Raw genomic sequence first — 22,922 nt, 5'->3', positions numbered from 1 at the left:
AACAGTCACCAGCCCGCGCGCCGATCCGGACGCGCCGCCGCCGGCGGTCGTCTACGACCTCAACACGCTTCCTGAACCGGTCAAGCGCATGCATGGGCTGATCATCGAGGCCTGCCGTACCGGCGACATCGAGAAGCTGCGGCCGCTGATCGGCAAGGGCGATTCCATGACGCAATTGTCGCTGGGCGATATCGACGGCGACCCGATCACCTTCCTCAAGGGACTATCGGGCGACGGCGACGGCCAGGAGATCCTCGCCATCCTGGAAGAGGTGCTTTCGGCCGGCTATGTGCATGTCGACACCGGCACTCCGCAGGAACTCTATGTCTGGCCGTATTTCTTCGCGCTGCCGCTCGACAAGCTCGATGCCAGACAGCGCGTCGAATTGTTCAAGCTGGTCACGGCCAGCGACTATGACGACATGAAGCAGTTCGGCGCCTACATCTTCTACCGCGTCGGCATCACGCCGACAGGGCAGTGGCTGTTTTTCGTCGCCGGGGATTAAGGCTTCCCAGGTATGGCAATGGCGGGGCAACGAAACGACGTCCCGTCAAGCCTATCGGTTAGGACTGTCGCGACCGCTTAGGCAGTGGTCAGAAGGATGCCGCGGCCGAATTCGTCAGCCAACTTCATGATAAGCAGCTTCTCACGTGCCGTAAGGCGCTTTTGATCGACAAAGCGCCAGTTGCGCTCGTAAAGCGCAAAGGCCTCTTTGGCCGGGATCGGGCGCGCGACATCGCGGTTCCAGGCAAGTGCCTGGAGCTCGGAAAACTCTGCAGGAATGATCGGCGCGATGTTCTCGCTCATAGCGCCTACAAGATAATGCAGAGCGCTTAACAAATCCAACTTTTGGCAGGGTTAAGCCGGCAGCGCCTCGGAAAATTCCACCGCCTTGCCCTGGCCGGGTGTCGCGATCTCACCTTCCCACATGACGCGATTGCCGCGCACGATGGTGCCGACCGGCCAGCCTGTCACCTGCTTGCCGTCATAGGGTGTCCAGCCGGCCTTGGAGCCGGCCTGGGCGTTGGTGATGGTCTCGCGCCGCTTCATATCGACGATGGTGAAATCGGCATCGTAGCCGGCGGCGATGCGGCCCTTTCTGGCCATGCCGAAGATGCGCTGCGGGCCGTGGCTAGAAAGATCGACGAAGCGCTGCAAGGTGAGCCGGCCGGCGTTCACATGGTCCAACATGATCGGCACCAGCGTCTGCACGCCGGTCATACCGGACGGCGAGGCCGGATAGGTCTTTGCCTTCTCGGCCAGCGTATGCGGAGCATGGTCTGATCCCAGTACATCGACGATGCCTTGATGAATGCCGTGCCAGACGCCGTCGCGGTGGCGAGCCGCGCGCACCGGCGGGTTCATCTGGATCAGCGTGCCAAGCCTGGCATAGTCGTCCGCCGTCAGCGTCAGATGATGCGGCGTCGCTTCGCAGGTCGCGACGTCCTTGTGCTGTTCGAGGAAGACGATTTCTTCCGCGGTTGAGATGTGCAGCACATGGATGCGCGCGCGCGTCTGCCTGGCGATGCGCACCAGGCGCTCGGTGCAGCGCAGTGCTGCGATCTCGTCGCGCCAGACGGGATGCGACGACGGATCGCCCTCGACGCGCTCGCCGAGCCGCTCGCGCAGACGAAATTCGTCCTCGGAGTGGAAGGCGGAGCGGCGGCGGGTGTTGCGCAGGATCGAGGCGACGCCTTCATCGTCCTCGACCAGAAGGTCGCCGGTGGACGAGCCCATGAACACTTTGATGCCGGCCGCTCCCGGCAATCGTTCCAGTTCGCCGACATCGCGAGCATTGTCGCGCGTGCCGCCGACCCAGAAGGCGAAGTCGCAATGCATGCGGCCGGTGGCGCGGCGTACTTTGTCGGCAAGTGCGGCCTCGCTGGTGGTCAAAGGATTGGTGTTGGGCATTTCGAAGACGGCGGTGACGCCGCCCAGCACCGCCGCGCGGGAGCCGGTCTCCAGATCTTCCTTGTGCTCCAGCCCCGGCTCGCGGAAATGCACCTGGCTGTCGACGACGCCCGGCAAGATGTGCAGGCCGGTGCAGTCGATGGTCTCGCCGGCCGAGGCCTGGCCGAGATCGCCGATCCGCGCGATGCGTCCGCCCTTCACGCCGATGTCGCGGCGGCCCTCGCCATCATGGTTCACTACCGTGCCGCCTGTCAGGATGAGGTCGAAGGTGGTTGCCATGGGCAGGTCCAATCTCTTGCGGGGGGAGTGTGGCCGGCTTACGTAATGGCCGAACGTTTTGCAAGATCAGGCCGACTTTCCCTCATGCCCTTTACCCAGCTCAACGACCGCGCGCTCATTTCCGTGTCAGGCCCCGACGCCGAGCATTTCCTGCAGAACATCCTCACCACCGATCTCGATGCCCTGAAGCCCGGCGAGGCCAAACCCGGCGCGCTGCTTTCGCCGCAGGGCAAAATCCTGTTCGATTTCCTGATCTCGCGCGCCGGCGACAACGGTTTTCGGCTCGAATGCCGGGCCGACACCGCCGACGATTTCGTGCGCCGGCTGATGCTTTATCGGCTAAGGGCAAAGGCTGAGATTGCCAAGCAGGATCAGGTGGTTGTCACGGTCGCGTGGGGTGATGATTCAACCCCCTCGTCTTCCGATTCAACGGCGCTTGCCGACACGCGTTTTCGCGACGTGGCGGTGAGGCGTATTTATGGCGGCGGGGCAAAGGACGGTGGCGATCCTGATGGCTGGAAAGCCGTCCGGATCGCCAACGGCGTCGCCGAAAGCGGCGCCGACTACCAGCTCGGCGACGCCTTCCCGCATGACGTGCTGCTCGACGAAACCGGCGGCGTCGGCTTCAAGAAGGGCTGCTATATAGGCCAGGAAGTGGTTTCGCGCATGCAGCATCGCGGCACCGCGCGGCGACGCGTGCTGATCGTGTCGGCCGACGGCCCCCTGCCCGCTTCGGGAACCGAGCTTGCCGTCGCCGGCCGGCCGGTGGGCGCGCTCGGCTCGGTTAGCGGCAGGACCGGACTTGCCATTGCCCGCATCGACCGGGTCAAGGCGGCGCTCGATGCCGGCGAGGCGATCCTAGCGGGCGAGGTTCCGGTGACGCTCACGATTCCCGCCTGGGCGAAGTTCAGCTTCCCTGAAGGCGCGGCCAGCGCGGAGGAGGCCTGATGGCGGCCGACCGGGCCGGCGCGCCGCCGCGCGCGTGGCAACGCATGCTGTCGGGCCGGCGGCTCGACCTGCTCGATCCCTCGCCGCTCGACATCGAGATCGCCGACATCGCGCATGGGCTCGCCCGCGTCGCCCGCTGGAACGGCCAGACCAGCGGCGACCATGCCTTCTCCGTCGCGCAGCATTCGCTGCTGGTCGAGGCGCTCTATGGCGAGTTGGCACCGCAGGCCACGGCGGAGGCGCGGCTCGCCGCGCTGCTGCACGATGCGCCGGAATATGTCATCGGCGACATGATCTCGCCGTTCAAATCGGTGATGGGCGGCTCCTACAAGGATTGCGAGCTGCGCCTGCAGCGCGCCATCCATCTGCGTTTCTCGCTGCCGGCGGAGCTCGCCGCCTCCTTGCGCAAGGACATCAAGCGCGCCGACCAGATCGCCGCCTATTTCGAGGCGACGCTGCTGGCCGGCTTCTCGACGGCGGAAGCGACCGAGTATTTCGGCCGGCCGCGCGGCTTCTCCGCCCACCGCTTCGACTTCACGCCAAAATCCGTCACCTGGGCGCAAACGGCTTTCCTCAAGCGTTTCAAGACACTGGAAGCCAAGCGCCAGTCCTCGCTTGCCACCAATTCAGTCATCTAAAAGAACGCTAAATTAACCGGCTACCAGGACAGTATTGCGTTCGGTCACGGTCCGAAGGCGTGCTCATGCCTGGCGTTCATGTCAAGACGGCTTCCACCGCCGGCAAGCGAAGAACGGCCGCTATCGGTCCGGCACGGCGGATTGCGGAAGAATTACGGGCCCAGAACGAGCGCTTCGCGGCGGCGGTCGAGAACATGTCGCATGGGCTATGCATGTTCGACGCCGACGAGCGGATGATCATCTGCAACCGCAACTACATCGACATCTTCCGCCTGGACGCCAAAGTGGTTAAGCCCGGCATTCGTTTCTTCGACATCCTGCAGCACAGCGTCGATGTCGGCGTCGCCTCGCAAAGCGCCGCAGAACTCCATGCCATCCGCAAGCCCTATATCGACGGCGCCAGGCCTTCGACCTACGAGGAAGTCCTCTCCGACGGTCGCATCATCGTCATTTCCCATCGGCCCATCGCCGTCGGCGGCTGGGTTTCGATCTATGAGGACGTGACCGAGCAGCGGCGCGCCGAGGCGGAACTGAAGGAGCAGCACCGCCGGTTCGACGCAGCTTTGGCCAACATGTCGCAAGGCCTCTTGATGTACAGCGCCGAGGGCCGCCTGATCGTCCGCAACCAGCGCTTCCTGGACCTTTGCAACGCGAAGGCTGCCGATTTCACGCTCGGTATGACGCACCGTCAGATGCTGGAGAAACTCGTGGCTCTCGGCATCTTCGTGCCTGTTGAAGTCGACATCGAGGTGGAAAAGGCGAAGGCGGCCCTGGACGCGGGCCAGCCGCGCTCGAGCTATCGCGAACTGGTCGACGGCCGAACGCTCTTCGTCCTGCGGCGGCCGCTCGCCGGCGGCGGCTGGGTGGCGACCTTCGAGGACGTGACCGAGCGGCGCCGCGTCGAGGAGCGCATGACGCATCTTGCGCATCACGACACGCTGACAAACCTGCCCAACCGCTCGATGTTTCGCGAGAAGCTGGACCAGGCGCTTGGCGAGGCCAAGGCCAAGCCGCTGGCGATCCTCTCGCTCGACCTCGACCGCTTCAAGGCCGTCAACGACACATTCGGCCACCCGGCCGGGGACTGGCTGTTGAAATGCGTCGCCAAGCGGCTGCAGCATGCCGTGCGCGGCAGCAAGGACGTGGTCGCCCGCTTCGGCGGCGACGAGTTCGCCATCATCCAGTCCGGCATCAAGAGCGCCGCCGACGCCGAAAAGCTTGCCAAGCGCATCGTCGAGATCGTCGGCAAGCCCTATCGCGACAAGGGACGCGAAATGCATGTGGGCGTGAGCCTGGGCATCGCGCTCTATCCCGGTGACGGGCACGATGCCGACACGCTGCTCACCAATGCCGACATGGCGCTCTACCGGGGCAAGAGCGAAGGTCGCAATGTCTATCGTTTCTTCGAGCCGGGCATGGATGCCCTGATGCGGGAGCGCCGCGCGCTTGAAGCCGATCTCGAAGCAGCCCTTTCCAAGCGCGAGTTCGAGCTCGATTTCCAGCCGATCCTCAACATCGGCTCCGGCGAAATTGTCGGCGCGGAAGCCCTGATGCGCTGGCGCTCGCCATCGCGCGGCCTGGTGTCGCCGGAAAACTTCATCGCCGCCGCCGAGGAGACCGGACTGATCGTGCAGCTCGGCGACTGGGCGCTTCGCAAGGCTTGCAGCGTGGCCGCCCATTGGCCGCCGGAGATGCGCATGGCCGTCAACGTCTCGGCCGCGCAGATCAAGAGCGGCGGCTTCGCCCGCAGCGTGATCTCGGCGCTCGCCTTTTCGGGCCTGCCGGCCAACCGCCTGGAGCTCGAAATCACCGAAACGGTAATGATGGACGAAAGCGACTCGGTGCTGAGGACGCTCAGCCAGTTGCGCGGTCTCGGCGTGCGCATCGCGCTCGACGATTTCGGCACCGGCTATTCCTCGCTCGGCTACCTCCGGCGCTTCCCCGTCGACAAGATCAAGATCGACCGCTCCTTCATCCGAGACCTCGACAGACGCGACACGGCGGCGATCGTGCGCACCGTGATCGGTCTCGGCGCCGAACTCGGCGTCACCGTCACCGCCGAAGGCGTCGAGACCGAAGCGCAGCTCGACATGCTGCGCAAGGCGGGCTGCGGCGAGGCGCAAGGCTATCTGATCGGCGTGCCGGCCAAAGCGGCCGACATGAGCCGGCTGCTGCGTTCGCAGGCGCTGCTGCGCCAGTCAGGCTGATATGCGCTGTCTCTCTGACGCGTCCGTCGCCTAGCGTAGCGCCCCGATATATTTCTCGTGGAAGCTCACATAGCCAGGCTCGATCACCTTGAGATGGCCCTCGATCAGCCGGTGGAATTCAGGCAACTGGTGGAACGGCACGCCGGGATAGGCGTGGTGCTCGGCATGATAAGGCATGTTCCAGGCGAGCTTGCGCACGACCCAGTTGGTCAGCGTCGTGCGGGTGTTTTCCAGCATGTTGGCGACGAAGGGACAGCGGCCGTGCTCGGCCAACAGATAGAGCCTCAGGAACGGCTGGCCGAGCAGCGCGGGCACGATCCAGACAGTGAGCAGCACCGACGCCTTGAACCACACCGCGAGCGCCAGCAGAACGAGATAGAAGGCGATCATCGCCCGCGCCTCGGCCTTCACCTTCGGCAGCCCCTTCGGCGGCACGTAGCTGTCCCCGCAGCGCCCCATCGCATTGGTGTAGAGCGTCTTGAAGTGGCCCCACCACACGGGCAGCCCTGAGACGTGGACGATGTATTGCCGCATCGTCTCGGGCTTCGGGAAGGCCAGCTCCGGATCGTTTTCCGGATCCTGAGTGAAGCGGTGATGGGCGAAATGGAAGTAGCGGAACCAGTCGGCCGGCAGCGCGATCGCCAGGCTGCAGAAGCGCGCGACCACATCGTTCAGCCATCGCGTTTCGAATGCCGTCCGGTGCACGGTTTCATGCAGCAGGGTGAACAGGAAGACGATCAGGATGCCCTGCGGCAGCATCAGGACCGGCCAGTACGGCACTCTTGCCCCGATCAGCGCGCCAAGGACGGTGATCGCCCCGAGATGGAGCGCGAACTGGACAAGGCCCGGCCCATCCGATTTGCCGGTCAGCCGCCCGCGCTCCTCATTCGTCAGCGAGGCGATCAGCTGGCGATGGTCGATGGTTTCGTGATGATCGATTGCGTTCATGAGTCACGATACTCCAGAAAGAAACCTTTCGAAAAACGAGGATTTCTGCGAAATAGATAAGGCGAACTTATCTATTGGATTGTCATGGTCGCCCTTCCCTCCTTGCGCGGACTTCAGGCCTTCGAAGCGGCGGCGCGGACGGGAAGCTTCGCAGCCGCCGCCGAAGAACTGTCGATCTCGGCCGCGGCCGTCAGCCAGCTTATCCGCACCGTCGAGGAGCAGATGGGACGACAACTGTTCCACCGGGTCAACCGGCGGGCCGTGCTGACCGAGGCCGGGGTGGAGATGCTGCCCAGGCTCAGCATGGCCTTCCGGGAGATCGGCAGCGTCGCGCGCGATGTCGGCGGCGGCGCGTTCCGGCCGAGGCTCGTGATCTCGGTGCCGCCTTCCATGGCGATGGGCTGGCTTTCGGAACGGCTCGCCGGCTTCGTCGCATCCCATGGCGCTGCCGATATATCGCTCAGGGGCGACGACGATCCTGTGCCCTTCGATCATGAATTGATCGACATCCGCCTCTCCTACGGTCCGCACTATCGGGAGCATCCGACCGAGGAGATCGTCAGGGATGCAGTCTATCCTGTCTGCGCGCCGACGCTGGCCCGAGCGACCGTATCGGACGACCTTGCGGGCCTGCCGCTAATCCACACGGACTGGGGACCGACCGGAGCGTCCTTTCCGTCCTGGCGCAACTGGTTCGCGGCGGCGGGAAGCGAGCCGGGCCGCGCGGCGCAGCGCGGTCTCTCCGCGAATTCGTCGCGGGCAGCGCTCGATCTCGCCATTTCAGGCCTGGGCGTGGCGCTGGCGCAAGGCATCTATTGCGCCCAGGCGCTGGAGGATGGCAAGCTGGTGCGGGCCGCCGCGCAATCCCTGGAACTGCGCCAGTCCTATTGCCTCACGATCCCCGAACGCAGCGCAAGACGCGATATCGTGGGCGCGTTCCGGGAATGGCTGGTCGGGGAATGCGTGCGCGCGGTCAACTCGCCAGCGCTCGGCGCCCAGTCCTCCGAGACGTAGTTCAGGGAATTCGGGCAACGGAGCACCAATCCTTCGCGCCCGCCTCGCTTTTCAGTCAAACGAAGCAGCAGGAGATCTTTGATGTCGCTCGAACTCATCAATCCGGCAGATCTGCCGGTTCCGGGGATGTACACCCAGGTTGTCATCGCGACGGGATCCAAGCTGGTGTTCATCTCAGGTCAGCAGCCCGAAGACACAAACGGCAAGCTCGTCGGGCACGGTGATTTTGCGGCGCAGGCGCGCCTGTCATTCGCCAATCTCGGCCGAGCGCTGAGCGCGGCGGGCGCCCGGCCCGACCAGGTCTGCAAGATCACGATCTACATCGTCGACTACGACCGCGACGAACACGTTCCGATCATCGAGGCCGCGCAGATTTCGCTGTTTGGAGATCACAAGCCGGCGAATGTGATCGTCGGCGTGGCGATCATGTCACCAGGCTACCTGATAGAGGTCGACGCGATAGCCGTCATTTGACGGGGAAACGGCACTCTGCGCGCCCCGAAGCCTTTCAGAGATGCGCAGCCAATGCCGCGACCATGTCCTTGCTCGTCGCCACTGGAATGATCTCGAACTCGACCAGGTCGTTCCACTCGATGGCCCAGCGCTGCAGCACCGTCGCGTCATCGGCTTCAACCAGCATGAAGCAGCGGCTCATGTCACCCGCGATCCAGCTGTGATGCACTACGAGCTCGTCGGGCTTCAGCCGGCCCTTGTCGCGGAAGCGGCGGTAGATTTCCTTGCGGTCCGAGCCGTGAAAATCTTCGATCACGAAGAACAGCATGCTTTTCCCTCGGTTGATGACTAGGAATTGAAGAATTGGGGAACTGAGGAACTGAGGAACTGAGGAACTGAGGAACTGAGGAACTGAGGAACTGAGAGGATAGGAAACGAGGAGCTGATAATGCAAGGACGGATGGCCCGCGAGACACCCCATTCTTCGTTCTTCAGTTCTTCAGTTCTTCAGTTCTTCAGTTCTTCAGTTCCTCAGTTCTTCAATTCCCCTTCCCCCGCCCCTACTTCTCCGGCCGCTCCAGGCGTTCCAGGAACCACTGCGTCAGCCGCACCCAGAGCTCGTCCTTCTCGCCGGAATCCTCCCAGCCGTGATCGAGATTGGGATTGTCGTTGACCTCGATGACGAAGACCCCGTCCTTGGTCTCCTTGAGGTCGACGCCGTAGAGGCCGTCGCCGATGCATTTTGCCGCCCGCACAGCCGTCTCGACGACATGCGGCGGCGTCTGCTTCAGCGTAAAGGTCTTGATGCCGCCCTGGTCGGGCTTGCCGCTGGCCTTGTGGTTGACGATCTGCCAGTGCTTCTTCGCCATCAGGTAATGCACGGCAAACAGCGGTTGGCCGCCGAGCACGCCGACGCGCCAGTCATATTCGGTCGGGATGAATTTCTGCGCGATCAGGAGATCGGAATCTTCCAGCCATTCGGTCGCGAGCTTGGTCAGCTCCGCCATGTTCTCGCATTTCTTGACGCCGCGCGAGAAAGACGAATCCGGAATCTTCAGCACCAGCGGGAAGCCAAGCGTCTGCGCCGCCACTGCGAAGTCGGAGGTGCCGGCGATCATCACGGTCGGCGGCACCGGCACCTTGTTGTAGGTCATCAGCTCGTTGAGATAGACCTTGTTGGTGCAGCGGATCATCGACAGCGGGTCGTCGATCACCGGCATGCCTTCCTGCTGGGCGCGGCGCGCGAAGCGGTAGGTGTGGTTGGAGATCGAGGTGGTCTCGCGGATGAACAGCGCGTCGTAATTGGCAAGCTTGGCGAGATCCTTCCTGGTGATCGGCTCGACCTCGACGCCCATCTTCTCGGCGATCCTCGCCCAGTAGCGCAGCGAGGAAATCTCCGACGGCGGCAATTCCTCATGCGGATCGACCAGCGTCGCGAAGGTATAGCGCGCCGGCGTGCGGCCCTTGGTGTCGCGCCATTCGCGGTTGGTGTAGGTCTCCAGGCACTGCAGGAAGAGCTCTTCCTCGTCCTCGGTCATGCGGGCGAGCGGCAGGAAGCCGATCTTGCGGATCGAGGCCCATTCGGCGCTGTCCTTGATGTGCACCTCGAGCGCCGGCGCGCGGAACCAGTCGAACAACAGCTTGGCGAAACGGTCCCACACTTTCGACGGGCCGATGCCGAAGAAGATCGCGACCTTGGCCGGAAAAATCCCGCCGAGGTCCTTGCGGCATTTGTTCAAGGCCAGCTCGAGCTCCGGCAGGGCGTGCTCGTAAAGCTTGCGCTCGGACAGGTCGATCATGGTCTCGACGGTCGGGATCACCCTGTGGCCGCGCGAGCCTGCGAGCAGCGAAGCATAATAGCCGCGGCTCTGATAGCCGTAATTGTTCGACAGGTTGATAACTTTCGGCCGCTGGCCGCGGAACAGCGCCGGATGCGCGAGATAGTCGCGGTTGGTGATGATCTTGTGGGGTGTGGCCACCTGATCGAGATCGTTCTGCCTGCCTGTGAGGATTACCCAGGTCATTGTTCAGCGTTTTCCCAGAGTGATGGCGGCGCGCAAGCCGTCGCGGCCGAACTGCGCCATGTTCATGAAGATGTCGTAGGGCACTGGAATGTTCGCGGCATCGAGTATGGTTTCCTGCCTTTCATCCTCGACCCAGGGGTCGTGGATCAGGATATGGTCGCCATCGTCGCCGATGGCCAGCACCCAATGCGGCACCTTCTTGCCAAACATAAGGAAGCCGCTGACCAGCACCAGCACCAGCTTGCCCTCGGCGAGGGCTTGGCGGATATCGCCGATGCCGAACGGACGGTAGTTGACGGGGATGCCGTAGAGTTCGGCGCGGCGGCGGAAATCGACCTGGGCGAGCTCCATCACGCGGCGCTTGTCCTCGCTCCTCACCGACTGCAGGAACAGCGCGCCGTAGAAGGAGACGAATATCTCGGCGGCGAGCCCGCTCTCATAGCCGGCGACCGCCAGGCCGAAAGGCTCGCAGCCGCCCGGACCCGACATCATGAAGACCGTGGTCGCCTCGCGCCACAGGCGGATTTCCATGACCGGATCGGGCACGAAGCCGCGGTCGAAATTCGCCATCGCCATCATCAGGCAGCAAGGGCCGCAGGTGAACTCGCAGGTCTGCTGGTAGAACGGCACCTTGGTTGCGGTTGGCGTGTCGCCGCGCAGCGTCTTTTCGTAGCGCAGCGCGGTCGCGCCATCCTCGTAATAGTCGGGCTCGCGGCCCAGTTTCCGATAGCCGGCCTGCTCGTAGATGCGGATGGCGCGATCATTGTCCTCGCGCACTTCGAGGCGCAGCAACAGCCGGTCGTGCTCGAAGGCCGCCTCTTCCGCGGCCGCGAGCAGAAGCCGGCCGACACCGAGGCGGCCGAAAAAGGGACCGACAGCGATGGAATAGAGCCGCGCCACGCCGCTGCCCTTGCGAAACAGCACCACCGCATAACCGGCGACCCGGCCCTCGTTCTCGGCCACCAGCATCTCGGCGGTATCGCGTTCGATGAACTGGCGGAAGGAGCGGCGCGAGAGCCTGTCGCCCGGAAAAACAGCCTTCTCGATGGCGGCGAGGTCATCGACGTCTGACGCGCGGGCCTTGCGGATCTCGGCAGGCATGCGGGCTTGGGAGAACCTCGATTGGGTTTAAGAAACGGCCCCGGTGGATGCGTCACGAATACTGGCCGAAGCGCCAGTATTCATCAAGCGCTATCGCTCCTTGATTAGGGCCGAATTGTGACAGTTTCCGCGGCGGCAGCAAAGGGCCAAGCGCTTGAACAGAATTGCTGTTCAAGCGACTGCCGGCCGCCGAAAAACGCAGCCCGTTCAGCTCGATATGCCGGCCACGAGCTGGCCATAGGCGACCTTTGCGACGTCCGACAGGCGCTCCGGCGGCAATGAGCCGACGACCGCGCAGGCGTAGCCCTTGTCGAGCCAATAGACCGCTTCCGGTCCGCCCGTCTCGGCCGCGTAGGTGCCCTTCGATGTCTCCGACGAGTCGGCGGTGACGTAGAGCGAGATGCGCTCGCCCTTGGCATCCTCATAAAGCAGCATCGCCGCCTTGCCTTGCTCACCAGCCGGCAGCAGCCGGCCGCCGACCAGCTGGAAGCCCTCGGCCGCAAGATCGGGCGCGACCAGCTTCAGCCCGACGCGGTTCGACAGCCAGGTCTGGAGATGGTCCTTGTCGCTCGCCGGGACTTCGACGGCGTGGCGATTCTCGGCAGCGTAGGTAACATGGGCGGCGATCGCCTGCTCGGCGAGCTGGTCGTCGCCTTCGCCGCCACGGGCGATGCTGTCGACACCGGCGACATAGCCGCCGAGCCCGCCGACCGCGAGCATCACGGCCGCGGCAGCCGACAGCCACCAGCGCGAGCGCCAGGCCGATGCTTTTGCAGGCGCCTCGCCAAGCACGACCTGCCGCAGCCGCGCCGGCACCGGCTCGTCCATCACGCCCGCGAAGGCGGCGCGCATGGCGGCGCGGTCGGCAATGTAGCGCGCGGACTTCGCCTTCATCTCGGGATTGGCCTCGAGCCAGGCATCGTAAGCCATGCGCTCCTCGCCCGGCAGCTCGCCGTCGAGGGCCATATGGATATCGCGTTCGGAAAAATCGCGGCGGGTCATTTCTAGACGATCCTTATCGAGCGGCGGCGCGATGTGTCGTCGAGCAATCCTCGCAGTTCCTCGCGGCCGCGCGCGATGCGCGACATCAGCGTGCCGGCCGGCACGCCAAGGATGTTGGCGGCCTCGGCATAGGAAAAGCCCTCGATGGCGACCATCACCAACGCCGCGCGGCGATCAGGGCTGATCGCCTGCAGGGCATCCATGATCTCGCGCGAGGCGATGGTCTCGACCTGATCGGCGGGCGCGGCTTGGGCCTCACCGGCTTCGAGAGGCAGCATCGTCGCCTCGCCGCGCCGGTTGACCTTGCGCATCTGGTCGATGAACAAGTGATGCATGATCGTAAACAGCCACCTCCGGGGGCTTTCTCCAGTCTGCCAGTTGTCGAGCCGCACAAGCGCCCGCTCCAGGCAGTCCTGGACAAGGTCGTCGGCGGAATCGCGGTCGCGCAGCAGCGAGCGCGCATAGCGCCGCAACCGCGGTATCTCGCTCAGGATCGCTGCCTTCTTGTCGTCCATGACCGCTTGTTTCGTGGTCGCTCTCCATCCCGATAGAACGCGCCTTCCCGGCGCGGCGCAAGCAGTCAGCGCGAAGCGGCCGAACCGCTGCGATTACCCAAGCAAGTGGATAACGCGGACGCGGGCCGGTTTATTCCCGGCTATCCACTTGTTCCTGCAAGTTTTCAGTCTTATCCCTCGCCGCCCGTGTCAGCAGCCGCTGGTAGAACAGGCCGATGCCGATCAGCACGGCCCCCAGGCCGATGAAGGAGAGCGCGCGCAGCACGCCTTCCAGCTCCGACATGTCGAACAGGAAGACCTTCACCACCGCGACCGCGATCAGCACAGCGGACGCGATGCGCAGCACCTGCGATTTCAGCCAGACGCCGGCGGTGAGCAGCGCCACGCCGATGGCCAGCCACAGCGCCGAATAGGTGTAGGTCTCGAGCTGGCCAAGCCCGCTCCACAAGGCGATGAACTCACCCTTGAACAGGCGACGCACCGAAAGCGTGGCGTAGGCGAAGGCGAGCAGCGCGGCGATCAAGGCCAGCATCGCCGCATACCATCGCGGGCGCTTGTCGCGGACATAGAGCGCCAGCGCGCCGGCGGCGACGGCCGGCAGCAGATAAGCGAGGAACAGGAGGTTGAACACCGGGATCGTGCCGGTCGACTCGTCCGTCAGCAGCGGGTTCAGCACCACGAAATGCTGGATGGCGATGAGGCCCGCCGAGACAACGCCGGCGGCTATCGAGCCATAGCGTAGAACCGAGCTTGGCGAGCGCATGTCGATTGCGACCAGTATGGCGCTGGCGCCGAGCGTGATCAGCGTGTAGATCGCCTGCTCGGCAAGGGTCACCGCGCCGGTGTCGATAACGCCGCCATGCATGGCGTGGCGCACCAGCATGGCGATGGTGAGCAGCGTAAACAGCGCCGAGGCCGCCTCCATGACGAGGTGCGGCCGGCCGCTGGTGGTGCGTGCAAGCTGCCAGGCGGCGAAACCGAAGGCGAGCGCCGGCACGCCATAGCCCGGCAGCAGCCAGTTGAAGACCGGTGTCCTCGACAGAAACGCCGCGCCGACGATGGTCGGGTCGAAGGCGACGCGGCCAAGCACGGCGACCGCCGCGCCCACCGCGATCCAGCCGAGCACAGGGTAAGAGCGCCAGCGCGTGGCCAACGTCGGCGGAATAGCGGCGGCGCCGAGCAGCACGGTCGTCCAGCCCGAGCCGAAGGCCATGTGCAGCATCAGCAGGCCGGCAATGCCGGCGCCGCCCAAAGCGAACGACACGGCCGGGCCGCCGGTGAGCGGCGGCTGCTCGGCGCGCGCGATCCGTTCGCCGCCGGTGGCAAAGACGAGCATCAGCAGCAGCGCCGGCAGCGCGTAGCCGAGGTCGCGATCGATATCGCCGAAGGTCAGCCACAGTGCGGTCAGCACCACCAGCGGGGCAATGACGCCCCAGGCAGCCCAGCAAGCCGCGCGTGTCGGAACGGTGGCGGCGAAGCGGCGCGCCGCCCAGAATCCGGCGGCGAGGAAGACCAGGCCAAGCGCGATGCCGATGCGGAACGTCAGCGTGTCGGACGAAGCCAGGGGCTGGGCGTCCAGCCCGACATCGAGCGCGTCGGCGCCGATCGTGGCGGGCGGGATGATGCCGAGATAGATCAGCACGGTGGCGATGCCGGCGGCAAAGACCAGCGGAAGCGCGCGCGGCCGGTGGAGCGCCACCGCGACCAGCGCGGCCAGCAGGACGGCGCCGTGCAATGCATCGCCGGCGCTGGCAAAAGCCGGATCGACGGACAGGCCCAGCGCGCTCAAGGCGATGAAGAAGCCGGGCACGATCGATGGCCAGTCGAAGCCTCGCGCCGCTTCGTCGCGGCCAGCAGTCACGAAGGGGGCGAGCCAGACCAGGGCCAGCACCGCCAGCGTGGCGAGGCTGATGAACAGGACGGCGGCGAGGTTCACATCCGGCGCGTCGACCATGTAGAGGACGGTCCAGATGCCGGTGCCGGCGAAAGCGGCCGCCATGAGCGCCTTCCAGTCGCGGATGCGGGCGGTTGCAGCGCTCGCCGCAAGCACGATCGCCAGATAGACGAACAGCGCCCAGGGATTTGGCGCCTGCGATGCCACCAGCGCCGGCGTGACCATGGCGCCGACGAGGCCGATGCCGGCCAGCGCCAGGCCGTGCACCAGCGAGGCGCCAATGGTCGCGACGCCGATGACGCCAAGCAGCGCGAAGGCGGTCGCCGGACCGATGAAGCCATAGATGCCATGCGCCGCATAGACCGTGCCGAACAGGATGAAGGCGCCGGCAGCCGTGAGGATCGAGGGGATATAGGCGCCGGCAGCGCCCTGCACTGGCACGTGGAAGCCGGTGCGGCGGATGAATTCGGCGCCGGCAATCAGCGCCAGGCCAAGGATGCCGGCCATCGTCAGGCGCACGCCGGGACCGAAGATGCCGGCCTCGATCGTGTAGCGGATCAGGAACAGGCCGCCCAGCGCCAACGCGATGCCGCCGACCCAGACCGCCCAGCGTGTGCCCAGCGCCGTTTCGACATCGGTCCGGCGTGCTGCTTTCTCGGTGGCCGGGGATCGGGTGAACGCCGCTTTGGTTTCGGCTGAAAGTTCCGGCCCGGGCTCGTCTTTGCCGGGCTCCGTGGCACTTGTCGCTGCCACCTCGCCTTTCTTCCATGTTCCGGCCGCGACTTCGGCTTCGGCAATGCCGGTCGTTGTCGCGATGGGTTCGGACGGGACGGTCTCCTGAACAGCTGGCGCGGCGGCGATCGCCGCGGCCTCTCCCGCCTCCTTCGGAGCGCCCTCGGCGGCGGCATCCGCCTTGGGCGCGGATAGCGAAGCGCCCGACTGCACCAGGCCGCGCAGGATGCCGAGCTCGCGCTCGACCAGCGCGATGCGGTTCTGCTGTCGTGACACGATGACGAAAAGAGCTATGACGGCGGCAATGGCGATCAGGCTGAAAAACATGGCGGTTTCCCTCAAAACCAGACCAGTCGTGGCCAACAAATGCGGCAACGAGACGACTGGCGCAAATCAGCGTCTCGCCAATTAACAAGATCGGGCCAATTAACAAGATCGAGCATGTTTCGCGGCCGATTGCCAGCAACTTGCCGGCTTAGCCGCTATCCGGCCGCCGACATTGCCCACCTTGCCGGCGGGATCGCGCGACGTCGGCCACGAAGTACTCGTGCTATTCTCGCGCGAACAAAAGGAATGCCGTGAGGTGACCGATGCCGCTGCGAAGTGCCGGCCTGCTGATCCACAGACACATAGGCGGTGTGTTCGAATTCCTGCTCGTCCATCCAGGGGGTCCGTTCTGGGCGCGCAAGGATGAGGGCGCGTGGTCGATCCCCAAGGGACTGATCGGCGACAATGAGGATGAGCTCGAAGCCGCCAAGCGGGAAGCAGAGGAGGAGCTCGGCGTCGCCATCGATGGCGATTTCCGGCCGCTCGGCAGCTACAGGCAGCCGGGCGGCAAGATCGTGGTGGCGTGGAGCGTCGAGGCAGATGTCGACACAAACGCCATCAAGAGCAACATGTTCACCATGGAGTGGCCGCCGAAATCGGGGACCATGAAGGACTTCCCCGAAGTCGACAGAGCCGGATGGTTTTCGCTGCCCGAAGCCGGCGTCAAGATCCTGCAAGGCCAGCGCCCCATGCTCGACGATTTTCTGGAACGGCGCGGCGCCGACTAGGCGTCTGCCCGCTATCCTGCCTCGCCCACAACCGCCTTCACCGCCGCATGATGCCGGCGCAGCGCGGCCAGGAAGCCGGCGCGGGCGTCGGGCGGCTCGAGGCCGCGCGGCTCGTAGACATGGCGGGTGAAGAAGAAGCCGCTCAGCCGGAAGGCGTCCTCGAGCGCCGCCGCGTCGGCGCGCAGGCCGGAGCCGCGCTGCAGAAAGGCTGGCAGCTTGAGCATCTTGTCGTGCCAGGCCGCACCCGCTTCGCGCGACACGGCGCGGCCGGATTTCGGCGAGACATAAGCGAGATCCTGCCTGGAGCCGGTCGCCGCGCATTGGCTGAGATCGAGGCCGAAGCCCAGTTCATCGAGGATGAGCAGCTCGAAGCGCGCCACCAACTCGCCCGCCGCGTCGGCGTCGTCCAGATGCGAGATCATCACCGCCAGCGCTTCGTAAAGGCCGCCATGGGCGTCACGCTCGGGCAGGAGCCTCAGATGCGCGGCCATGGTCTGCAGGCCGTAGACGGCAACCGCGCTGTCCATCAGCCGCGCCGCGTTCATCTCGATCGCCTCGGCCTGGAAGACGCCGAGATGCTCGTCGAGCCGCGCCCGCCACAGGAGGTCGACGCGGTTGCCGGGCTGCAGCACCGGCTGCTGCTTGCGCGAGCGCCCTCCCCGCACAAGGCCAAGATGGCGGCCATGGGTGCGCGTCATCACCTCGAGGATGGCGCTGGTTTCGCCATGCCTGCGGGTGCCGAGAACGATTCCCTCGTCGCGCCATTCCATGGATCGAGCTTTTCACCCGTTGCGCGGCGAAATCAAGGTTTCGACCCGCCGGGCTCGATCTGTGCTGACATTCTCTGATCCCGTGTCAGGCCCAGCGGCAATGATCGGCAAGCACCTCGTCGATCACGTGGCGCTGCCTTTCCGCCTCGGCCTGGTTGGCGTCGTGGCCGGCGACGGTGATCAGCGCCTTCCACAGCGCCCAGCCGCGGCCGCGCGCCCAGGTGGCGTCGTCGGCGGCGATGCGGGCGCGGAAGGCCTCCCGGCTTTCGCCTTCGAAGAAGGTCCACGCGATCGCCAGATCGCAGGATGGATCGCCGACGCCGGACGTGCCGAAATCGATGACGGCGCTCAGGCGACCATCCTCGACCAGAAGATTGCCCGAGGCGACATCGCCATGAAACCAGACCGGAGAGCCAGACCAGGTGGCGGCAAGTGCGGCTTCCCAGACGGTCGTGGCGGCTTGGGCGTCGATCCGCCGTTCAAGCGCGGCGATGGCCTGCCTCGCCTCGCCGTCATAGACGGTCAGCGGCCCGCCACGGTGGAAATTGTGCTGGCCGGGTGCAGGCCCGTCCGTCGGATCGATGCCCCTCAACGCGACAAGGAAATCGGCGAGCGAAACGGCGAAGATGTTGAGATCGGCGATGCGGCCGCTCTTGGCCGTCTCGCCCTCGATCCAGCGATAGATCGACCAATGCCAGGGGTAACCTTCGGCTGGTTCGCCCATGGCCAGCGGCGTCGGAATCGGCAGCGGCAGGAGGGGTGCAAGTTTCGGTAGCCAGCGCTGCTCCTTCTCGACCTGCAGCGAATAGGCGGCCGCGCTCGGCAGTCGGACCGTCATCTCGTCGCCAAGATGAAAAGTGCGGTTGTCCCAGCCGCCGAAAGCGACCGGGCTGACCGGCAGGTCCCGCCATCGCGGAAACTGCGTGTAGACCAGCCGTCGCACGAGACCGGTATCGATCGTGATCTCTGGATTATGCATGTCGCAGACCCTTACGGACCTTCTAGGCGACAAGCATCAATGGGGAAACTCCAGCCCCATCTCGCGGTACCGCTCGGGGTCGTCGCCCCAGTTCTCGCGCACCTTCACGAACAGGAAGAGGTGCACCTTCTGCTCGAGGATTTCGGCGATCTCGGTGCGCGCGGCCTGGCCGATGGCGCGGATGGTCTCGCCCTTGTGGCCGAGCACGATCTTCTTCTGGCTGTCGCGCTCGACATAGATGACCTGCTCGATGCGCACCGAGCCGTCCTTCTTCTCTTCCCATTTCTCGGTCTCGATATGCGAGGAATAGGGAAGCTCCTGGTGCAGCCGCAGATAAAGCTTTTCGCGGGTGATCTCGGCCGCGAGCTGGCGCATCGGCAGGTCGGAGATCTGGTCCTCCGGATAGTACCAGGGGCCCAGGGGAAGCGTCTCGGCGAGATGGTCGAGCAGGTCCTTGCAACCGGAGCCGGTGAGCGCGGAGACCATGAAGGTGCGCTTGAACGGCACCCGTTCGTTCGCGGTCGCGGCCAGCGCGAGCAGCGTCTCGGGCTTGACGCGGTCGACCTTGTTGAGGACGAGCAGCATCGGCTGGCGGACGTCCTTCAGCCGGTCGAGGATGGCGTCGGCATCGCCCTTGATGCCGCGCTCGGCGTCGATCAGAAGCACCACGACATCGGCATCCTTGGCGCCGCCCCAGGCGGTCGTCACCATCGCCGTGTCCAGCCGCCGCTTCGGCTTGAAGATGCCGGGCGTGTCGACGAACACGATCTGCGCGTTGTCATGCGTGGCGATGCCGCGCACGATGGCGCGGGTGGTCTGCACCTTATGGGTGACGATCGACACCTTGGCGCCGACCAGCTGGTTGACCAGCGTCGACTTGCCGGCATTGGGCGCGCCGATCAGCGCGACGAAGCCGGAGCGCGTCGCGGGAACTTCAGGGCTTTCATTTTCTGTCATGCCGCGCTCCATACGCCTTCGCGCAGCAAAAGAGTAGCCGCCGCGGCCTGCTCGGCCTCACGCTTGGAGCGGCCGCTGCCGGTCGCCGGAGCAAATGAGCCGACCTTGACGCTGACCGTGAACAGCGGGTCGTGGTCCGGTCCCTCGCGGCCGTCGATGCGGTAGGCCGGCACGGCGCCGGCGGCGGCCTGGTGCGCCCATTCCTGCAATTCGGTCTTGGCGTCGCGCCGCGCTGCGCCGATCGCCTGCGAGCGCGGCTGCCAATAGCGGTGTATGAACGCCCGGGCAGCTTCGAGGCCACCATCCAGGTAAAGCACGGCAATCAGCGATTCCAGCGCATCGGCACGCAGATTGGTGCGCTTGCGCCCGTCGAGATTGCGCACATCGGAGCCGGCGCGGATCAGCTCGGGCAGGCCGATCTCCTCGGCGATATCGGAGAGCGCCTCGGCATTGACCAGCGCGTTGAGACGCAGCGACAGCTCGCCCTCGGCGGCCTCGGGAAAGGCCGCGAGCAGCATGTCGGCGACGACAAGGCCGAGAACGCGATCGCCCAGGAACTCGAAGCGTTCGTAGTCGACGCCGGCATGGGTCGAGCGCGCGCTGGCATGGGTCAGCGCGCGCTGCAGACGCTGGCGATCGGCGAAGGCATGGCCGGTGCGCGGGGCAAGCGCCTCGGCGAGGGCATCGGCGGTCAAACGCTTGCTGGCCGCCATCGCTCTAGTGGACGAAATGGAACAGGCGATCGGCACGCATCAGCGATGGCCACTTCCAGATCTCGAGCGGGCTCGCCTTGCCGGCGATCGAGAAGAAGATGAGGTTGGCGCGGCCGACCAGGTTTTCGGCAGGAACAAAGCCGACGGTGAAGCGGCTGTCGGAGGAATTGTCGCGGTTATCGCCCATCATGAAGTAGTGGCCGGGCGGCACGGTCCATTCGCGGGTGTTGTCGCCGATCGAATTCGGCGTCAGGTCGAGCGTGTCGTAGCTGACACCGTTCGGCAGCGTCTCGCGATAGACGTCGACGGGCTGAGGCACTTCGGTGATGTCGGGATTTTCGATCTGGCCGGTCTTCACGCGCGGCACGCCGACGTCGTTGATGAAGAGCTGGCCGTCCTTCATCTGGATCTTGTCGCCGGGCAGGCCGACGACGCGCTTGATGTAGTCGACCGATGGGTCCGGCGGGAACTTGAACACCACCACGTCGCCGCGCTTGGGCTCCGAGCCCCAGATGCGGCCGGAAAAGATATCGGGACCGAACGGCAGCGAATAGCGCGAATAGCCATAGGCCCATTTGGTGACGAAGAGATAGTCGCCTTCGAGCAGAGTCGGCCGCATCGAGCCGGACGGGATGGAGAAAGGCTGGAAGAGCAGCGTGCGGATGACGAGCGCGAGCAGCAGAGCCTGGATGATGACGGAAAAGGTCTCCCCAAGCCCGCCGGATTTCTTCTGCGATTTTTCAGCCACGCTCATGTCGTCCTCGATTGTGCGATGTTGGTATAGAGTCTCGGCGCGCGCTGAGCAACGTCATGCCGCTCGTGGTCAGATGGAATCAATGTGGCGCTTGTTCGGCGGGCACCGCCTCGATAATCACAAAGGCTTGAGCAAGCGGAAAATCATCGGTGATGGTGAGATGGATCAGCGCCCGGTGGCCTTTCGGCAGTATCTTCTCCAGCCTGGTGGCGGCGCCGCCGGTCAGCGCCATGGTCGGCGCACCGCTCGGCAGGTTGATCACGCCCATGTCACGCCAGAACACGCCCTCGGCCATGCCGGTGCCCAGCGCCTTGGCGCAGGCCTCCTTGGCGGCGAAGCGCTTGGCGTAGGAAGCCGCGCGGGCGGCCCGCCTTTCCGACTTGGCCTGCTCGACCTCGGTGTAGATGCGCTGGACGAAGCGCTGGCCGTGCCGCTCCAGCGATTTTTCGATGCGTCTGATGTCGATGAGGTCGCTGCCGATGCCGATGATCATTCCGCCGGCACTTCCCGTCCGCCCTGCCGCGCTTTCTTCTCCGCGCGTTCGGCCATGCGCTTCTTGCGCTGTTCGCGGAACACGGTCATGCCCCAGCGCGTGACGCCGTAGAACACGAGCCCGAAGACCAGGCCGAGCGGCACCGCGCCGATCAGCATCGGCTCCAGAACGGGATGCCAGAGCTTTGCGAAGGAGAGCTTGTGCATCATTTCGCCGAGATGCTCGGGCGGCCCATGCTTGGGCAGGCGCTCATGCAGGAGCAACTTGCCTGTTTCCCAGGACGCGCCCCACAGCAGCGGAGAGGTCAGCGGATTGCCGAAGAACACGGCGCCGAGCGCTGCCGCGACCAGATTGCCGGCGATCACCCAGCAAAGCACGGCGGCAACGACGAAATGGACACCCAGCGGGAAGAAGGAGGCAAAAACACCCGCGGCGACACCGGCGGCGACCGAATGCGGCGTCGCCTTCAGCCGCAGGATGCGCTTGGAGAAATACTGCACGGAACGCGAGAACGAGCGGCGCGGCCAAAGGTAAGTACGCACCCGCTCCAGGAGGCCATCAGGCTCTCGGCGTCGAAAAAGCACTCTGTTCCAGTTCCCGGTCCAACACGCGCTGCCCCTGCCCACCGGGACGCGCCACACATCTTGCGCTTCGAGGGCGCAGAAAGGCAACAAACTTTGATATAGCGACGGCAGTGCCGCGAAACAACGAAAACGCCGCCGCGATGGTCTGCCGCAGGCGCTAACAAGAGCCTCATTTCTGGCGAAACTGAGGAAAGAAAGACAACATGGCCGTCCGCACGATGACGGCGGCGGCGGCGGATCGACTGATGGACTGCGCATCGGTTCAGCGGCTCTCATCCGACCGCAGCAGCGGTACAGCCAGCCAAACATCGCGTAGTCTGTCTTGAAAAGTCTTACGGCCGCCTGAAGCGGTCATGAGGGATTTCCGCGGTCGCCGTGATCTCGATCAACAGGTCGGGATGATAGAGGCGAACGACCTCTACAGTGGTCGTAACTGGAAATGGCTCAGCGAAAAACTGCTTGCGAATTTCCCCTGCGGCCATGAACTTCTGTATGTCCGTGGCGTACTGGGTCAAGGATATGATGTCGGCCATCGTGCCGCCAACGGACGCCAGAACGGCCTGAATATTCTCCAACGTTTTGCGGACCTGTGCTGGCATATCGTTCTTGCCGACGACTTGCCCCTCCTTGTCGAGCGAAACCTGGCCCTTGAGATGGACGATTTGGCCCACCCCTTGGATCTTCAGCATGGAAAAAGCGCCGAATGGCTGCCAGATTTCGGAGGGATTGAAGCTTGTCGCCATGTGAGCTTTCGAATTTGGCTGGCCAAACCTATGACCTGTATTGGCTGACCTCGACCAGATTGCCGTCCGGATCGCGGAAATAGACCGACATCATAGCACCGCGCGCGCCGGTACGTTCGACCGGGCCGACTTCGACCGCCACGCCATTGGCTTGCAAGCTGGCCTGGACTTCGGCAAGCGGCACCGCCGCCACGAGGCAGAAATCGCC

24 protein-coding genes and 1 pseudogene are annotated in these 22,922 nt (G+C 64.8%); 7 read left to right on the top strand and 18 right to left on the bottom strand.

Annotation, left to right across the window (positions count from 1 at the left end; genetic code table 11):
• Nucleotides 1–505: pseudogene (locus EOA23_RS15805) on the top strand (hypothetical protein); the annotation flags it as partial.
• A gap of 77 nt (nucleotides 506–582) precedes the next feature.
• On the opposite strand, the gene EOA23_RS15800 reads toward EOA23_RS15805, so the two are convergent.
• Together EOA23_RS15800 and EOA23_RS15795 are read right to left on the bottom strand one after the other, a co-directional pair.
• A complete protein-coding gene (locus EOA23_RS15800; protein ID WP_127304810.1) occupies nucleotides 583–807 on the bottom strand; it encodes a hypothetical protein in 225 nt (74 codons plus the stop codon).
• A gap of 51 nt (nucleotides 808–858) precedes the next feature.
• Nucleotides 859–2,190 carry a dihydroorotase gene (locus EOA23_RS15795; RefSeq protein WP_127304809.1) on the bottom strand — a complete coding sequence of 444 codons (1,332 nt, stop codon included), beginning with the start codon at nucleotides 2,188–2,190 and terminating at the stop codon, nucleotides 859–861.
• Nucleotides 2,191–2,274: 84 nt separating this feature from the next.
• Here EOA23_RS15795 and EOA23_RS15790 point away from each other — a divergent pair, with 84 nt between their 5' ends.
• The 3 genes from EOA23_RS15790 to EOA23_RS15780 all read left to right on the top strand — a co-directional run bounded on the left by EOA23_RS15790 (nucleotide 2,275) and on the right by EOA23_RS15780 (nucleotide 5,983).
• Entirely contained in the window at nucleotides 2,275–3,138 is an 864-nt protein-coding gene (locus tag EOA23_RS15790; protein ID WP_127304808.1) for a folate-binding protein YgfZ, read from the top strand.
• The gene (locus tag EOA23_RS15785; protein ID WP_127304807.1) at nucleotides 3,138–3,776 is read left to right on the top strand and encodes an HD family hydrolase; all 639 of its coding nucleotides are present in this window, start codon (nucleotides 3,138–3,140) and stop codon (nucleotides 3,774–3,776) included. Before EOA23_RS15790 ends, EOA23_RS15785 begins: the two co-directional genes overlap by 1 nt.
• 65 nt (nucleotides 3,777–3,841) lie before the next feature.
• A complete protein-coding gene (locus EOA23_RS15780; RefSeq protein ID WP_127304806.1) occupies nucleotides 3,842–5,983 on the top strand; it encodes an EAL domain-containing protein in 2,142 nt (713 codons plus the stop codon).
• 30 nt (nucleotides 5,984–6,013) lie between these two features.
• Here EOA23_RS15780 and EOA23_RS15775 read toward each other — a convergent pair whose 3' ends face one another.
• On the bottom strand, nucleotides 6,014–6,904 hold the full coding sequence (locus EOA23_RS15775) for a fatty acid desaturase family protein (protein WP_127304811.1): 891 nt from the start codon (nucleotides 6,902–6,904) through the stop codon (nucleotides 6,014–6,016).
• Between the two features lie 111 nt (nucleotides 6,905–7,015).
• On the opposite strand from EOA23_RS15775, the gene EOA23_RS15770 reads away from it, so the two are divergent.
• A complete protein-coding gene (locus EOA23_RS15770) occupies nucleotides 7,016–7,945 on the top strand; it encodes a LysR substrate-binding domain-containing protein (RefSeq protein WP_127304805.1) in 930 nt (309 codons plus the stop codon).
• 81 nt (nucleotides 7,946–8,026) lie between these two features.
• Entirely contained in the window at nucleotides 8,027–8,419 is a 393-nt protein-coding gene (locus EOA23_RS15765) for a RidA family protein (RefSeq protein ID WP_127304804.1), read from the top strand.
• 34 nt (nucleotides 8,420–8,453) lie between these two features.
• Here EOA23_RS15765 and EOA23_RS15760 read toward each other — a convergent pair whose 3' ends face one another.
• The 6 genes from EOA23_RS15760 to EOA23_RS15735 form a co-directional block, all read right to left on the bottom strand.
• Nucleotides 8,454–8,726: a DUF3303 family protein gene (locus tag EOA23_RS15760; protein ID WP_127304803.1), complete on the bottom strand. Its 273-nt coding sequence runs from the start codon at nucleotides 8,724–8,726 to the stop codon at nucleotides 8,454–8,456.
• 232 nt (nucleotides 8,727–8,958) lie between these two features.
• On the bottom strand, nucleotides 8,959–10,422 hold the full coding sequence (locus EOA23_RS15755; RefSeq protein ID WP_127304802.1) for a RimK family protein: 1,464 nt from the start codon (nucleotides 10,420–10,422) through the stop codon (nucleotides 8,959–8,961).
• Nucleotides 10,423–10,425: 3 nt separating this feature from the next.
• Complete coding sequence (locus EOA23_RS15750) at nucleotides 10,426–11,523, bottom strand: GNAT family N-acetyltransferase/peptidase C39 family protein (protein ID WP_127304801.1); 1,098 nt, start codon at nucleotides 11,521–11,523, stop codon at nucleotides 10,426–10,428.
• A gap of 207 nt (nucleotides 11,524–11,730) precedes the next feature.
• A complete protein-coding gene (locus EOA23_RS15745) occupies nucleotides 11,731–12,525 on the bottom strand; it encodes an anti-sigma factor (RefSeq protein WP_127304800.1) in 795 nt (264 codons plus the stop codon).
• 2 nt (nucleotides 12,526–12,527) lie between these two features.
• Nucleotides 12,528–13,040, bottom strand: coding sequence for an RNA polymerase sigma factor (locus EOA23_RS15740; RefSeq protein WP_126061902.1), 513 nt, complete (start codon nucleotides 13,038–13,040; stop codon nucleotides 12,528–12,530).
• A 130-nt stretch (nucleotides 13,041–13,170) separates the two neighbouring features.
• The gene (locus tag EOA23_RS15735; RefSeq protein WP_127304799.1) at nucleotides 13,171–15,993 is read right to left on the bottom strand and encodes a DUF2339 domain-containing protein; all 2,823 of its coding nucleotides are present in this window, start codon (nucleotides 15,991–15,993) and stop codon (nucleotides 13,171–13,173) included.
• Nucleotides 15,994–16,256: 263 nt separating this feature from the next.
• Between EOA23_RS15735 and EOA23_RS15730 the strand changes: the two genes are divergently transcribed.
• Nucleotides 16,257–16,721, top strand: a complete 465-nt coding sequence (locus EOA23_RS15730) for an NUDIX domain-containing protein (RefSeq protein ID WP_127304798.1) — start codon at nucleotides 16,257–16,259, stop codon at nucleotides 16,719–16,721.
• Between the two features lie 11 nt (nucleotides 16,722–16,732).
• On the opposite strand, the gene recO is transcribed toward EOA23_RS15730, so the two are convergent.
• The 9 genes from recO to EOA23_RS15685 form a co-directional block, all read right to left on the bottom strand.
• Nucleotides 16,733–17,491, bottom strand: a complete 759-nt coding sequence (gene recO / locus EOA23_RS15725) for a DNA repair protein RecO (protein ID WP_127304797.1) — start codon at nucleotides 17,489–17,491, stop codon at nucleotides 16,733–16,735.
• A gap of 85 nt (nucleotides 17,492–17,576) precedes the next feature.
• The gene (locus EOA23_RS15720) at nucleotides 17,577–18,470 is read right to left on the bottom strand and encodes an aminoglycoside phosphotransferase family protein (protein ID WP_127304796.1); all 894 of its coding nucleotides are present in this window, start codon (nucleotides 18,468–18,470) and stop codon (nucleotides 17,577–17,579) included.
• Nucleotides 18,471–18,506: 36 nt separating this feature from the next.
• On the bottom strand, nucleotides 18,507–19,439 hold the full coding sequence (gene era, locus EOA23_RS15715; RefSeq protein ID WP_127304795.1) for a GTPase Era: 933 nt from the start codon (nucleotides 19,437–19,439) through the stop codon (nucleotides 18,507–18,509).
• The gene (gene rnc, locus EOA23_RS15710) at nucleotides 19,424–20,140 is read right to left on the bottom strand and encodes a ribonuclease III (RefSeq protein WP_127304794.1); all 717 of its coding nucleotides are present in this window, start codon (nucleotides 20,138–20,140) and stop codon (nucleotides 19,424–19,426) included. The genes era and rnc overlap by 16 nt, the downstream gene beginning before the upstream one ends.
• Nucleotides 20,141–20,144: 4 nt before the next feature.
• Complete coding sequence (gene lepB, locus EOA23_RS15705; protein ID WP_042637851.1) at nucleotides 20,145–20,894, bottom strand: signal peptidase I; 750 nt, start codon at nucleotides 20,892–20,894, stop codon at nucleotides 20,145–20,147.
• A 79-nt stretch (nucleotides 20,895–20,973) separates the two neighbouring features.
• Nucleotides 20,974–21,387 (bottom strand): holo-ACP synthase, encoded by a 414-nt coding sequence (acpS, locus tag EOA23_RS15700; RefSeq protein WP_127304793.1) that lies wholly within the window; start codon nucleotides 21,385–21,387, stop codon nucleotides 20,974–20,976.
• Nucleotides 21,384–21,971: a DUF2062 domain-containing protein gene (locus EOA23_RS15695; protein ID WP_127304792.1), complete on the bottom strand. Its 588-nt coding sequence runs from the start codon at nucleotides 21,969–21,971 to the stop codon at nucleotides 21,384–21,386. The genes acpS and EOA23_RS15695 overlap by 4 nt, the downstream gene beginning before the upstream one ends.
• A 332-nt stretch (nucleotides 21,972–22,303) precedes the next feature.
• The gene (locus EOA23_RS15690) at nucleotides 22,304–22,714 is read right to left on the bottom strand and encodes a RidA family protein (protein ID WP_126061911.1); all 411 of its coding nucleotides are present in this window, start codon (nucleotides 22,712–22,714) and stop codon (nucleotides 22,304–22,306) included.
• A 28-nt stretch (nucleotides 22,715–22,742) separates the two neighbouring features.
• Nucleotides 22,743–22,922: VOC family protein (locus EOA23_RS15685; protein ID WP_189341618.1), on the bottom strand; the 180-nt coding region annotated here is incomplete at its 5' end.

The sequence above is a fragment of the Mesorhizobium sp. M2A.F.Ca.ET.042.01.1.1 genome (assembly GCF_003997405.1).
Lineage (GTDB): Bacteria > Pseudomonadota > Alphaproteobacteria > Rhizobiales > Rhizobiaceae > Mesorhizobium.
The sequence above is the reverse complement of the archived record's forward strand: the minus strand, read 5'-3'. Positions and strand labels throughout refer to the sequence as shown.